Origin of the sequence: Streptomyces griseofuscus (genome assembly GCF_014673495.1) — a bacterium.
GTDB lineage: Bacteria > Actinomycetota > Actinomycetes > Streptomycetales > Streptomycetaceae > Streptomyces > Streptomyces murinus.
Genome location: NZ_CP051009.1, coordinates 49,857 through 62,880 on the forward strand (window position 1 = coordinate 49,857; position 13,024 = coordinate 62,880).

A 13,024-nucleotide genomic window follows, 5' to 3' on the forward strand; every position below is an offset into this window, starting at 1 on the left:
CATCCGGGCTGCCCGGCGCCCTCACCCGCAAGGAGATTTCGCATGACCGAGCTGATCTACCCGCAGATGCCCGAGCGCAGCCTGGTAGTCCTGATCGGCCCGTCCGGCTCCGGGAAGTCCACGATCGCGCGCACCTGGCCCGCCTCCCAGGTCCTGTCCCTGGACGCGCTGCGCGAAGTCGTCAGCGACGACGCGGGCGACCAGACGGCGACCGGCGACGCGGTCGCCGCCCTGCACCTGCTCCTGGAGGCGAGGATGCGCCGCCGGCTGTTCACCGTCGTCGACGCGACCAACGTCACCAGGTCCGCCAGAGAGCCGCTGATCGCCGCCGCCAAACGGCACGACATGCTGCCCATCGCGGTCATGGTCGCCACCCCCGGCAGCGTCTGCATCGAGCGGCAAGGCCCGCGGCCGGCCAACCGCACGGTTCCCGAGGACGTGGTCATCAAGCAGCACAAGGACATGGTCGACTCGCACCGGACCCTCAAGGCCGAAGGGTTCTCCGAGATCGTCTTCTCCGACAGCCTCTATCGGCTTCTGCCGTTCCTGGAGCGCCTGAGCGAGACCCGACAGGCCGACCTCGGGCTGGACGGCAGCGCCGGCCTCGGCGACCTGAACCTCGTCTCCCGCGTGTTCGGCGCGGAGATCCTGCCGCTGTGGCAGTGGAAGCCCGGCTCGAACGTGGCCGACGGCGACCGCGTCGCGGAGATCCGCCTCGGACAGCAGTACCTCACCCTCGCCCTGCGCACCGACGTCGACGGCGAGGGCGACGTCGGGTTCGACGTGATGGTGCCGTGCCCGCACGACGACGAATGCACCAGCCGGGCCTGGGTGCCCGCCTACAGCGTCACCTGCCTGTTCCGCGCCCTCAACGGCGACCTGGACGACGACGAGGACATCGTCTGCACCGCCCACGGCCCGAAGAACGGCGACGAACAGGACGACGACCTCGAGGCGCAGGACCTCGAAGTGATCCACGGCTGACGGACCTCCGTGCCGCCCCGACCCCCGCCACCACGCCGGGGCCGGGGCGGTCGCGGTGGTCCCTCACCACCGCGATCACGAGAGGAGACGGACGTCATGACCCAACCCCCGTACTACGAGGTCGACGTCCCCATACGGAGCACCGAGACGCCCACCCTTCGCGGGGTGCACGTCTTCACCGGCTGGGCCGACAACCGCGACGCCGCCGTGAAGGCCGCCCACGAGGTCTACGACGCGGCCCGCGCCGCAGCGGAGGCCGGACGCGAGATCCCCCACGACCGGCCGGACGGCTGGTCGGCCTGCGGATACCGGCCCGGCTGGGAGCTCGACTGGCCCGCCGCGAAGGCCGGCCCCTGGAGGAGCCCGTACAGCTGGCTCAACTCCAAGCCCTTCGAGATGTAGCTCTGCCCCGGGACAGCCGCACGTGCTTGGCGGCTTCGACGGCTGCCCCGGGCCCACCCAACCCGTACAAGACGAGAGGGAGATCCTCAGTATGGACTCCGTTCTGCGTGCGCAGGGCCGGATCGGCTCGCGCACCCTCCTGATCACCAGCGCCGCCCTGCCGCTGACCGGCTGGGCGATCCACGCCGCCGCGCTGCACAAGCAGCTCGCCGCGACCCGGAAGGACCCGCTGACCGGCCTGCTGCGCCGCGACGCCTACACCGCCCGTGCCGGCCGCATCCTCGCCCGCCACGGCGACGACACGGTGCTGGTCATGGTCGACGCCGACCACTTCAAGGCCGTGAACGACACGATGGGCCACCCGGCCGGGGACGCCGTCCTCGCTGCGATCGGTGCCCGGCTCACCGCGTGGGCGGGCCCGCGCGCCGCCGCTGGCCGCCTCGGAGGCGATGAATTCGCCGTGGTCCTGGAGCTGCCCGCCGACCGCCGTGCGCAGCGCCTGGAGCAGCTGGTGCGGATGCTGCACACGCCGGTCGTTCTGGACGACGGGCGCACCGTCGACGTCGCCGCCTCGGTCGGCGCCGCGGCCCCGGCCTCGGTCGGCTCCCGGGACCTGACCGAATTGCAGCGGGCCGCAGACGCCGCGCTCTACGACGGCAAGCACGACGGCCGCGCCGTCCTCGCGACGCGGCAGCACGTCACCGTGCCGTCCATCAACGGCCGCCGGGCGGGCAGGCCGGGCACGGCCGTGTGGGGGCGGGCCGCATGAGCACCGCGACGCTCCCCGAAGGCGACTGGATCCGAGGCATCAGCATCCGGCAGCCGTACGCGGCCTGCATCCTCGCCGGTGCCAAGACGGTGGAGAACCGGCCCGCACGGTGGCGCACCGGCTGGGTGCTGCTGCACACGAGCAAGGCCATCGACCGGCCCGCCCTGCGCGTCCCGTTGATCGCCCGCACGATCCGCGACCGCCAGCTGGTCACCGGCGCAGTCGTCGGCATCGCCAGGATCACCGACTGCCACCAGGACCCCGACGGTGCGCCGCTCTGCTCTCCGTGGGCGCACCAAGGCGCCTGGCACCTGGTCCTTCGGGACGTCCAGGAGCTGCCGCTGCCGGTCCCCGCGGCCGGGCAGCTCGGGCCGTGGAAGCCGACGCCGGACCTGCTGGAGCGCGTGTTCCAGCAGCTGCCCGACTTCCGGCCGTGACCCGCACCCCAAGCAAGAAGCCGCTGTTCGAGCCGGGCTGCGTCCCGGCTCCCGGCGCGCTCCTCGAATGGCGCGACAGCCAGCACTTCGACCGCTGGCAGGACCGCCCCTGCGTGCTGTGCGACAAGCCCACGCCGATGCGCTCCCACTACGGGGAGCCAGTTCACAAGGCGTGCGCGGAGAACTGGATCGCTGCGAACCCGGTTGAGGCCCGCCTCGGCCGATTCGCCTCCGACATTCAGTCCAAGCGCCGGCGCGACGACGACCACGCCTGAACTCCTCCGCCTGGAGGCTCCCCTTGAGCAGCACCCAACGCGACGTCGACCACGCCCTCGCCTACCCCGAGCCGCCGGCCTCCCCGCTCTGGCACCGCCACGGCGCGAAGGCCCGCCCGCTCACCCCCGCCCAGCAGCGCCGCAACCTCGAGCTGCTGGACGTCATCCAGCGCAGGCGGCCCCGCACCAGGGCCGCGTAGGAGGGCCGCCCATGTTCACCGACATGAACGAGGCCCTCGCAGCCGAGGACCTCGAACTCACCCCGCTCGGCAGCGACCAGAGCGCCGCCGCCTCCCAGGTGGTCGCCCACCACGCCCGCGACAAGGACGACCTCGCCGACCTGCTGGGCGCGCTCGGACTGCCCTGCAGCGAGGACGACCTGGTGACCCTGCTCCCCCACCTCGCCGCCCCTGGCACCCCGACGACCGGAGTCCCGATGCCCGTCAACGCCTTCACCGCCACCGCCGTCTCCATGCTCAACAACGGCGACAGCCCCGAGCACGTCCGCAACACCCTCGGCCTGTCGGAGAGCGAACTCGCCGACGCCCTCCAGCACGCCAAGATCACCGGCGCCGTTCAGAACACCGGACTGCCCGCCACCAACGCGGACTCACAGGACAGCACTGGCACCGTGGACACGGACGCCGCCACGGTGCACGACACCGACCGGATCGAGGCCCTGCTCGCCTGGGCGGAGAACCACCCCGCCGCCTCCATCCGCAACCGGGCCGCCCGCGTCCGCAGCGACCTCACCGAGCTGACCGAACGCCGCACAGCCGACGCGGCCCAGCGCCAGGCGGAGGAGCGGGTCGCCAAGGCCAAGGCCGAACTCGAGGCTGCGCAGGCGCAGCTGCGTGCGGTGAAGGCCGGCGGCCCCGCCGCCACGGCGGTACAGAGCCCCACGCACCTGGTCGCCGCCTCGGCCCCGGCGAGTCAGCCCGGCAAGCGCAGCAAGGAGGAGCTGGCCGGGATCCGCGCATGGGCGCGCGCCAACGGCCACCAGGTCGCCGACCGGGGCAACCCGGCCAAGACTGTCCTGGACGCCTACGACGCCGCCCACCGCACCACCAACCTGGCGGAGGCGAGCTGATGGACGCCTTCCCGCTCGCACTGGACGGCTACCTGGCCGCCGACCCGGAACCCGGCGACCGTGAGGGCACCGCCTCCTGGCGGCTGACCTGTTCCGCGGGCACCGACCTCCTGGTGGAAGAGGCGGTTATCCCCTGCACCACCATGGAGCCGGACATCGCGCACGCCATGCTCACCGAGCGGCAGCCCGGCGACCTGCTGCGCGTCATCGGCCACCTCACGCTCCCGGACACCGCCGACGGGGTCATCCGGCTGCACGCCGACACCCTCGAAGTGCTGTGGGAGGCGCCGACGCTGGACGCGGACGCGGACGTGGACGGGGACGACACAGACACGGCGACCGCAACAGACGCGGACCGCACCAGCGCCATCGCGGCTCTCGCCGAAGCCCTCACCGGCTTCGGACAGGCCGCCCCCGGTCCGGGGCAGAGCATCCGCATCCACATCAGTCCGACCGGCTCCCTCGGCTCGGGAGAGCATTGCCACAGCTTCGATGTCTCCCCGGCCATGGCCCACCGGCTCGCCGACTACGTCGACGCCATGAACTGCTACCTGGACAGCGAACGCCCCGACAGCGTCGCCCTGGATCCGGAGACCATCGCGGACCTGGCCGAGCTGTTCGAGGACATCGACCTGATCGGCCTCACCAACGCGGTCCTCAACGCGACCCGGCCCGAACACCGGGCCGCTGTCACCCAGGCGATGGACGACATGTTCGGCGACGTCCCCGCACCCGAGGAAACCGACCCGTGACCACCAGCCACTCACGAAGTCAGACCAACCCGACGCCCGCACGGCCTCGGCGCACGGTCCTGGAACGGTTCCCCGCCGGAGGTCCCCGCGGCTCCTGGCCGGCCGAAGAGTACGCCGCAGTGCAGCGCACTCAAGGCACCACGGACGCCCGGGTCGTGATGGACCTCGGCAGCGACCAGTTCCTCGTCATCACCGAGACCACCAAGTAGCACCCGACGCCACCGAGCGCCGCCCCGCCGCTCCCGGCCGGGCGGCGCTCCGGCGTCTCCACCCCCTTCGAGCCTGGAGGCCCTCGTGCCCGACGTGTTCATCGACTCCTTTGGCGCCCGCTGGCAGGACCCGCCGCCGCCCCGCTACCGCGCAGCTGTCCTCTCCATCAACCTCACCAACGCGCTGAACCCGCCCGACGACCCGGCCCTCGCCGACATCGTCGCCCGCCAGACCGGACAGGACGCAGGCGTACGCGACTACGTCCTGAACACCCCCGGCGCGGCCCGCATCATCAACGACGCCGTGCACGAACTCACCGCGCTGCGCGCCGCCGCGCACGGCCGCCCCGTCCAGCTCCTGGTGAACTGCTGGTACGGATGCCACCGAGCACCCGCCATCGCCGACGCCATCGGCCAGCGGATGCGGGAGGCCGGCGCCCAAGTACAGGTCACCCACCACCACATCAACCGGCCGCCGGTCCCCCGCAAACACCCGCGCCTCGACTGCCCGTTCTGCCGCATCATCCACGACGGAGCCCCAGCGCAGATCGTCCACGAGTGGAGCGACGCCCTCGCGATCGTGCCCCGCAGCGGCGGCTGCACCGACGGCCACCTCCTGGTCCTCCCCCGTGGCCACGTCGCCGACTTCACGACCGACCCCGTCGTCTCCGCCACCGTGCAGCTGCGCGCCGCCGAACTCGCCCAGCATCTGGGCGGCCAGTGGAACTACCTCACCTCCTGCGGCCCGGACGCCACACAGACCGTGTTCCACCTGCACGGCCACCTCGTCCCCCGCACCGCCGACGACGGCCTCGCCCTGCCCTGGACCCACCCCGCCCGCGAACAGGAGCCCGCACGATGAAGCGCCCCTTCCTCCGCCGCCGCGGACACGCCTCCGGCGCCCTCTCCCCCGAGGACCAGTTCCACGCGACGCTCACCGCCCCGCGCAACCCCGAGCCCTGGGCGCCCGGCAGCGCCCGGGACATCGTCGTCAGGGTCGGCCCGTTCTTCGAGCGGGCGCACACCCGGCCTGGCGACGACCACGGCCCTGACCTGATCGCCGTCGCCCTGGTCCACCCCGACACCCCGTACGCCGGCGCCCGCCGGCTCGGCTACACCGAACGCGGGTGGCTGCGCTGCAAGACCACCTCAATCCTCGGCTTCTGGCAGCCCGGCTACGCGATGCTCACCCACGCCACCGCCGGCCTGCCCCTGCCCGACGACGTCGGCATGGCCCCCGCGCACTACGCCCTCTACATCGAGGCCCGCAAGCGCGACGGCAGCCTCGACGGCTTCACCCTGCTGCGCCTCGGTCCGTACACCCAGACCCGGCACGCCCAGCAGGACTACGACCGGCTCACCGCCGCGCTGGACGGACGCGAGACCACCCTCGCGCCCGGCCACCGCGTCTCCGTGAGGTTCGGGCCGCTCGATGTCAGCGACCACAAGCTGTTCGCCGACCCGTACGAGGCCGACGCCGTGGCGCTCCTGGCTGCAGCAGTCGAAGGAGTGACCGTCAAGTGACCACCCCTCTGTACGAGATCGAGACCAGCGAAGCCGACGACGGCACCACTGTCCCCGCCGAATGTCTCTGGGTCCCCAGCAGCGAGGACGCGGCCGACAACGGGTTCGTCGAATACAGCGGCCTGTACGTCGCCGGCATCGGCGCCCCGAACGGTGATGACGTCTACCCCGGCGCGTTTGTCCTGCTCGGACACCACAAGTGGGCCGACATCATCAAGGCAGCCACCGCATTCATGGACCGCGTCCACGGCTGGCGCACCCTCCACCTGTACCCGGGCGACGACCCCTCGGTACTGATCCCCCGCATCCCGCGCGCAGTCCACACGCACGGCGTCTTCTTACGCCACCCGCACCCCGCCCACCCCTGCGGCTGCGAGTGGGAGGGCACCTGGCGCGTCGTGTGGGCGCCACCCACCGAACCCGGCGCCATCCCGATCACCGCCATGCGACACCCTGCCGCATCGGCGGCCAGCGCCAGCGTCCCCAACCCCGAAAGCGGTCCTGCAACCTGGGCAACCTGACGGCTGCCGTGTGAACAGCGAAGGCCCGTACCTCGGTGAACGCGCCGGGGTACGGGCCTTTTTGCGTTGAGTATCAGACCGACTGTTGCTCTGTCTGCCCCAGCTCCAGTAGCAGGGTTCGGTACTCCTCGGGATGCTCCTCGCGGATCACCTGCATCCACACTCGTGCGCCCTGAACGAAGTGGTCGGGGGCCATCTTCATGTGGAGGTGACGGACGATGTAGAAGGCGTCGTCGTACGGAAGCCGCTTCGGCCGCTCACTCTCGGCTTGTCCCGGACTCTGCTCGCCGTTGGGCGTCGCCGTAGCATCCTCGGCCAAGGTATTAACGCCGTTAACGATCGTCCGGCTGTCGGAGCTTGAGCCGGCCGCGCCGTCAGAGGCGTTAACCCCGTTAGCGCTCGTCGGATCCTCGGTGGCCGACCCGATCAGATCGGCAGAGGCGTTAACGCCGTTAACGGTGGTGGCACCAGCGCCTTCACCTTCAGGCCGGCGCCGCCGCTGGCGCGGGGCCTTAACGGCGTTAATAGCCTTCGCCGCCTCGGCCTCCTGCTTCGTTTTCGGGAGCCGGCCGATCCGCCGAGCTGGTTCCACCTTCAACTCGCCTGACTCAACCTTCTTCTGCAGCTCCGGAGTCAGTTCCAGAAGTGCCAAGCGTTGAGACACCCACGCCGGAGTCTTGCCCAGCCTGCGGGCGACCTCTCCCTGCGAGCCGTGGACCTCCACAAGCCCCTGGATCGCCTTGGCCTGGTCCATCGGAGGGACGTTAACCCGGTGGACGTTGGCAATCAGCGCGGATTCCACGATGTCCGCAGCTGTCGCGGCGAGATCGTCGTTCACGTCGATCCGTAGTTTGGCTAGGCCAGCCAACTGAGCTGCGGCCAGACGCCGGTTGCCGTCGATGACGACGTACTCGGCTTCGTCTCCGAGCTTCTCCTCCATGCCTGGGTGGGCGTTCAGGAAGGCCGCGCGGCGTACCACGGTCACTGGCTGGATCTGCTTGATCCGCAGGGACTCCGCTGTCTCTTCCAGCTCCGTGAGTTCGTCACGAGGGTTGAACGGATTGCCGACGAGCAGCTTGAGCTCGACCTCGTTCGGAGGCCGCTTGCCCTCACCATTCATGATCTGCTGGCGAGTACGGATGCGGCGCGGGCCTCGCTTATCGCCGCCGACCTCCTCGTCCATGCTGAACCCGCGGGTGATCCGCTGCTGAGGGGCAGTCATACGGCAAGCTCCTTCGCCAGGTCGCGCATCACCTGCGCGTGTTCACTGTCGGGCGCGTACTCCAGCAGCGGGATCTCACCGTCTGCTGCCTCCCGTCCCTCCTTCAGATCACCGATCACCGCGAGAACCGCGGGGGAACTGCTCTTCTCCCACTCGTCCCGGTTCTGCTTCACAAGCTTGCCGCGCCGGCTGTCGTAGGCGTTGATGATCAGGCCGAGGTAGTCGACCTGAATCCGACCTTTCTTGCAGAGGTCATCCATCTGGTTTTTCAGGAGACGAAACGCCCTGTGCGATGCCTTGTTCGCCCAGACCGGAGTGATGACACCAGATCGATCCGCGAGCTCCCCGTCGCGGCGGCGGACGTAGTACAGCGCGGTGTCCATGTTCAAGCCCAAGCTGGGCGGGCCGTCGACGATGATGACGTCGTAGTCCGCCTCAAGGGGCTCCAAGGCGCGCTCGAGAGCGGCCTCGCTGAAGCTCACCTTGGACAGGGCGACGTCGCGCAGGAACGCGTCGTCGGAAGCGGGAAGCAGGTGGAGGCGGTCTCCGAACCGTTCGCCGTCCAAAGCCACCAGAAGGTCGTGGATGTCGCCCCGTGCAGTGCCATCCATGTGCATCATCAGGGTCTCGACGTCGTCCTCGTACATGAGGTCCTCGAAGCCGAGTTCGGCCGTGAGGTGCCCCTGCGGGTCGTAGTCGATGATCAGCACGCGATGGCCGGCCTCCGCGAGCGCCTGAGCGATTCCCGAGGAGATGAACGTCTTACCGACGCCGCCCTTCTGGTTGGCCACTATCACCCGCACGACGGGCTGGGACACCAGAGGTCTGGAAAGGGAAGGGTGGTTGTCGAGCCACAGCGTGAGCGCTTGGGCCAGTCCCTGTACGTAGGTGACGCCCCGCTCCGAACACGCCGCCTTGAACTTCTCGGGCTCACCGACAGGGAGGAACGTTCCCCAGGTCTTCGCGCCGTCGGTGTTCACCTCTGGCAGGCCGTCAGCTTCGTACCATGCCTTGATAGCGTGCTCAGTCGCGTCCTGGATGTCCATTCCGTGCTCAAAGGCCCGGATCTTCAAGTGCCTGCGCAACTGGGGAGTGAGGGCTGTAATTAGCTTCTCTCGCTCCCCTCGGGGGCTGGGGATGCTCATGCGACTGAACATTACTAGGCCAACGCCGAAATGCGGGGTGAGGGGCACCCAGGTTCACCCCTACACCAGGGGAGCGGAGCCTCACGCCGTGACACTCGCAAGTACCGGCGCGACCTGCGGCCGCCGACGTGCACGTGTGGCCCGACCACGACTGGTTGCTCGCTCATGATCTTCCCGCCGCGTCACCGTCGGTTCGGCGGCGGCAGATGATGGGAGGGCATCGGCCCTGCAGAGGTCGAGCCAGGAGTGGTGCCACCACGTGGGACGCACCATCTGGCGGAGGCGTCGCGGGCGACGCCGATCTTGGACGAGGAGCGTCGCCTGGCGAAGCCTTCCGGCGAGCCATCGAGCCGTAACCGGTCCCTTCGACGGTCGTTCTCTTTTCAGAGTCGCCCCGCGACGGCTCCAGTTCAGTTATCGCCGCCCCGTGAGCTGCGACTACATCGAGAGCTGAGACACGCTCCGCGTGATCGCTGCCGGCTCATCGCGTCACCACCGACTGCCAGCGCCGGGTCACGGGTCTGGCGCGGAAGACGAATCATGCAGTCCCACAATCAGGCGCGGGCCAACGCGGCTCGGCGACGGCAGGCCGAAACCGGCGAGACATACGCGGCCGCGCTAGCAGCGATCCGGCTAGACCGAGCCAACGAGACCGATGACGCCGCTCAAGCAGCCAATCCGCCTGTTGACAGAGGGCCCGACTACTTTCACGACGAGCCTGTCCCCGAAGTGCTCACTGAACTGGTGCGATACCACTCCAACCGAATCGCCAAGTACCTCCACTATGCGATGGACGAAGGGCGCTGGCGCAGCGACTTCGCGGAATGGCAAGCCATGACGCTGTACAAGCTCACCGATGCCGCAGCGCACCTTCACCTGATGATCGGCACCATCACCGCGTACCTGCGAGACGAGGGAGTCGGGCGGTACTTCCTGCGCCGTTACCTCCAGGTCAACGAGGACCACCAGGTGGAGGCGTACATCACCCCACGCGTTGAAGAACACCTGGCTGGTCTGAATGGCCAGCCAGCGCCTGAGCACTCGTTGGTCTGGCATTCCGTGGGCAGCGACATCGCTAGCCGATCGGGGTGGAGCCATCCGGAACGGCACGAAGCTCTTGAAGCGGCTCTGCACGCGCTTTACGGAAACTACCCGGAGGATGGCGAGGCCTTCGACCACTTGCCGCCCGCACTACGCGAACGGGTCCTCGCGCTGATGCCACTCCTGAAAGACCAGGAGCATTGTGGTGCCGCCGACTGAGCCGCCGTAATCTGAGAGCGCAGATGCTTCAGCGAGGGCTGCTGACGGCGCCGGTTGTTGCGTCTGGAACGCCGACACGCTCGAGCCAGCGGTCGACCCAGGCAGGCACGGGGAGAGCGAGCTGCTGCTGTGCCGCGTAGGTCGCTGGGCAGTGCTCCTGGATCCACTGCAGGCGGTTGCCGCGGCGATGGATGGCGCGCACCTCCAGCACCCCGGAGTGCTCGGCTAGAACGGCGTTGACGGTGGTGCACTGGTCGCTGAAGCCGGGCGGCAGATGGCAATTGCAGTGCTCGTCAATGGGTTTGACGGGCAAGCCCCAGCCGGGTGACGCAAGCAGTGCGATGAGCCGCCGGTAGCCGGTGGCGCCGTGGCCTTCCGCGAACGTGGGATCGATGATCCAGCGTTCGCCACCGCCGCGTTCGTGGTTACCGATCCAGCCGGTCACTGCCAGCGGCACCCCCAAGGTGCGGAGCAGCCCGACCCGGCGCAGCAGCCCGCTGGGCAGCCAGGCCGACGCTGCGGCGCCCCGGCGGTGCTGCCGTCGGTGTCGGCGCTCGGCGGGGTGCCACCGGGTCGGCATGTCCCGGTGGCACAGCGTCATGCCGCAGGCAAGCATCTGTCGATCCTGGGTGTCCACCGCGTCTAGCCACTCGTCGGGGTCCAGCCCCTGCAGTGTGATGGATGCGCTCGTGCCCAACACACGCAGCACCACTTGCTCGTCCTCGATGTGGGTACGCGCCCCAGGCGCACCCATGACGTCGCCGCACTCGTCGGCGCGTGGCAGCAGCACCCCGGCCAGCTCCATGGCCTGGGTGTCGTCCGGATTGCGCCGCTCGACCGGGTCGGCCTCGAAGCGGATCAGGAGCCGGTCGGAGTACGGGTCGACGTATTCGATGCCCCACGGATGCACGGTGGTGATTCGACGCCAGGCCAGTGCTGTCATCACCTGGGCCTCCAGCAGCAGTTGCTCGGCGCCCGGCTGTGAGATGAGGAGGGAGCCAGGCGCGGCGGCCTGGACCCGCTGCAGGGCGGCTTGCCAGGGCAGGCCGGTGTACAGACGCAGCAGTTCAGCGCGACGTTCGATGACGGTTGTCTTCATAGACTCGGAGCCCCTGACCACCGCGGAGCCGTCCCGACACAGCGCACGGCAGAGAGCCACGAGGAAGAACCGGACCATACAACGGTGCCAGCCGAGTTGGCTTCTCCACGGTGTGCTCGATGTCGGGTCGAGCACAGGGGAGGGACCCCGCCGGGCCCACGACTCGAATTCGACCACATCGATTACGGCGGCTGCTCGCAACCGGCGTGACACGCCCTCGCGCCACCCAGATGGCGCACGTCGCACTCGGCTTCCTGCCCAAGGATGCAGGCGCAACCGAAGTGGGCTGCCGAATGCGCGAGTTCCTGCCGACACTCGCAGGCCCCAGGACGCCGCGAAGAAGATCAACAAAGCTGCTGCCCGTCGGGCAGCCGAAGCCCAGCCGGACATCGCTGTCCTGCATATCGAGGAGATCGAGGCGAAGCTACAGCAGAACGACCGGGCCGTCGCGATCTGATGCCCGAAGCCGGAGTAGACAGCGACCCCTCACGGCGGATAGACGGCCTCGTTCGGAAGGCCGACCCTCACCCACGACGTCTGGGACAACGCCGCACCCTCCGCTACCGGGCGGCGACCCCGCTGAAGCCGGGCCCGAGCCCGCGCCGCTTGCCACGAGGCGCGGCGCCAGGGCGGCCGGTGAGGGTCGTGACCACAGCCTGGGCCGCCGCCGGGGTGAGGCCAGCGCTCACCTGCCCGGAGGCAAGGACCCGCGCGTATGCGCCGGTGCCGTGTGCTCGGACGGCGTCGGCGAGCGCGGCCGCCGCGGTTTCCGCCGGCCCGGCTCCCCACCCGTCCTCGTCCTCCGGCTGCGCCTGTCGGGGGAGGGCGTCGCCTCGGTGCAGGAGCACGGCCAGGGCCTGCGCTTCAGGGGCGTCCAGCGTCACTGTGACCAGTGCGGCCCCGAGCTGGTGGACACGGGCCCGGCTCAGGCCATGCGTGGCGAGGGCCTGGCGCAGCGCCGCGCTTGTCGCGGTCGTAGCTCTGCCGCCGGCGGACTCGCTCGCCCCGGCTGCGGCCTGTTCGGCGCGCTCGACAATGGCGGCCGCTGCGGCCGGCACGACGGAGAGGATCTCCGCGCACTCCGGATCGAGCTGGGCAAGTGCACCGGCCAGGACCTCGAGGGCGGCGGCCACGTCCTCCACCGCGCCCGCGCTCCACTGCGACGGGTCGGCGGCGTCGGCCAGTGCGCATGCCGCGACGACGGCCTCCTCCGCCAGCGTCTCGACTCCGCCCGGCCCGGTAGTCAGCTTCATGTCCTGCCCAACGAGATGTGACGCGCAGGTGGTGCGCGCCATCGCATGATGATGTCCCATCGGCCCGGCCCGTCACGCCGTA

The 13,024-nt window shown here is 69.8% G+C and carries 16 protein-coding genes; 12 read left to right on the forward strand and 4 right to left on the reverse strand.

Features of this window, described 5'->3' with window-relative positions; genetic code table 11:
• The first annotated feature begins 42 nt into the window (after window positions 1–42).
• The 11 genes from HEP81_RS40670 to HEP81_RS40725 all read left to right on the forward strand — a co-directional run bounded on the left by HEP81_RS40670 (window position 43) and on the right by HEP81_RS40725 (window position 6,963).
• Entirely contained in the window at window positions 43–984 is a 942-nt protein-coding gene (locus tag HEP81_RS40670) for an ATP-binding protein (RefSeq protein ID WP_037660461.1), read from the forward strand.
• 96 nt (window positions 985–1,080) lie between these two features.
• Complete coding sequence (locus tag HEP81_RS40675; protein WP_037660463.1) at window positions 1,081–1,386, forward strand: hypothetical protein; 306 nt, start codon at window positions 1,081–1,083, stop codon at window positions 1,384–1,386.
• Window positions 1,387–1,477: 91 nt separating this feature from the next.
• A complete protein-coding gene (locus HEP81_RS40680; RefSeq protein ID WP_051850464.1) occupies window positions 1,478–2,155 on the forward strand; it encodes a GGDEF domain-containing protein in 678 nt (225 codons plus the stop codon).
• Window positions 2,152–2,592: an ASCH domain-containing protein gene (locus HEP81_RS40685; RefSeq protein ID WP_037660559.1), complete on the forward strand. Its 441-nt coding sequence runs from the start codon at window positions 2,152–2,154 to the stop codon at window positions 2,590–2,592. The genes HEP81_RS40680 and HEP81_RS40685 overlap by 4 nt, the downstream gene beginning before the upstream one ends.
• Complete coding sequence (locus HEP81_RS40690) at window positions 2,589–2,867, forward strand: hypothetical protein (protein ID WP_037660467.1); 279 nt, start codon at window positions 2,589–2,591, stop codon at window positions 2,865–2,867. Before HEP81_RS40685 ends, HEP81_RS40690 begins: the two co-directional genes overlap by 4 nt.
• A gap of 23 nt (window positions 2,868–2,890) precedes the next feature.
• Complete coding sequence (locus tag HEP81_RS40695) at window positions 2,891–3,067, forward strand: hypothetical protein (RefSeq protein WP_167739865.1); 177 nt, start codon at window positions 2,891–2,893, stop codon at window positions 3,065–3,067.
• Between the two features lie 11 nt (window positions 3,068–3,078).
• A complete protein-coding gene (locus HEP81_RS40700; protein ID WP_037660469.1) occupies window positions 3,079–3,957 on the forward strand; it encodes an Lsr2 family DNA-binding protein in 879 nt (292 codons plus the stop codon).
• Window positions 3,957–4,709, forward strand: coding sequence for a hypothetical protein (locus HEP81_RS40705; RefSeq protein ID WP_190276132.1), 753 nt, complete (start codon window positions 3,957–3,959; stop codon window positions 4,707–4,709). The genes HEP81_RS40700 and HEP81_RS40705 overlap by 1 nt, the downstream gene beginning before the upstream one ends.
• 294 nt (window positions 4,710–5,003) lie before the next feature.
• The gene (locus HEP81_RS40715; RefSeq protein ID WP_078967583.1) at window positions 5,004–5,780 is read left to right on the forward strand and encodes an HIT family protein; all 777 of its coding nucleotides are present in this window, start codon (window positions 5,004–5,006) and stop codon (window positions 5,778–5,780) included.
• The gene (locus HEP81_RS40720; RefSeq protein ID WP_037660472.1) at window positions 5,777–6,442 is read left to right on the forward strand and encodes a hypothetical protein; all 666 of its coding nucleotides are present in this window, start codon (window positions 5,777–5,779) and stop codon (window positions 6,440–6,442) included. Before HEP81_RS40715 ends, HEP81_RS40720 begins: the two co-directional genes overlap by 4 nt.
• The gene (locus HEP81_RS40725) at window positions 6,439–6,963 is read left to right on the forward strand and encodes a hypothetical protein (protein ID WP_037660473.1); all 525 of its coding nucleotides are present in this window, start codon (window positions 6,439–6,441) and stop codon (window positions 6,961–6,963) included. Before HEP81_RS40720 ends, HEP81_RS40725 begins: the two co-directional genes overlap by 4 nt.
• 73 nt (window positions 6,964–7,036) lie before the next feature.
• Here the strand turns inward: HEP81_RS40725 and HEP81_RS40730 are convergent, their stop codons facing one another.
• Complete coding sequence (locus HEP81_RS40730) at window positions 7,037–8,185, reverse strand: ParB/RepB/Spo0J family partition protein (protein WP_051850465.1); 1,149 nt, start codon at window positions 8,183–8,185, stop codon at window positions 7,037–7,039.
• On the reverse strand, window positions 8,182–9,330 hold the full coding sequence (locus HEP81_RS40735) for a ParA family protein (RefSeq protein WP_037660474.1): 1,149 nt from the start codon (window positions 9,328–9,330) through the stop codon (window positions 8,182–8,184). The genes HEP81_RS40730 and HEP81_RS40735 overlap by 4 nt, the downstream gene beginning before the upstream one ends.
• A 540-nt stretch (window positions 9,331–9,870) precedes the next feature.
• Here HEP81_RS40735 and HEP81_RS40740 point away from each other — a divergent pair.
• Entirely contained in the window at window positions 9,871–10,590 is a 720-nt protein-coding gene (locus tag HEP81_RS40740; protein ID WP_157854527.1) for a hypothetical protein, read from the forward strand.
• 28 nt (window positions 10,591–10,618) lie between these two features.
• Here the strand turns inward: HEP81_RS40740 and HEP81_RS40745 are convergent, their stop codons facing one another.
• Both HEP81_RS40745 and HEP81_RS40750 read right to left on the reverse strand, forming a co-directional pair.
• A complete protein-coding gene (locus HEP81_RS40745; RefSeq protein WP_157854529.1) occupies window positions 10,619–11,689 on the reverse strand; it encodes a hypothetical protein in 1,071 nt (356 codons plus the stop codon).
• Window positions 11,690–12,249: 560 nt separating this feature from the next.
• Window positions 12,250–12,942: a hypothetical protein gene (locus HEP81_RS40750; protein WP_037660479.1), complete on the reverse strand. Its 693-nt coding sequence runs from the start codon at window positions 12,940–12,942 to the stop codon at window positions 12,250–12,252.
• Between the last annotated feature and the right edge of the window lie 82 nt (window positions 12,943–13,024).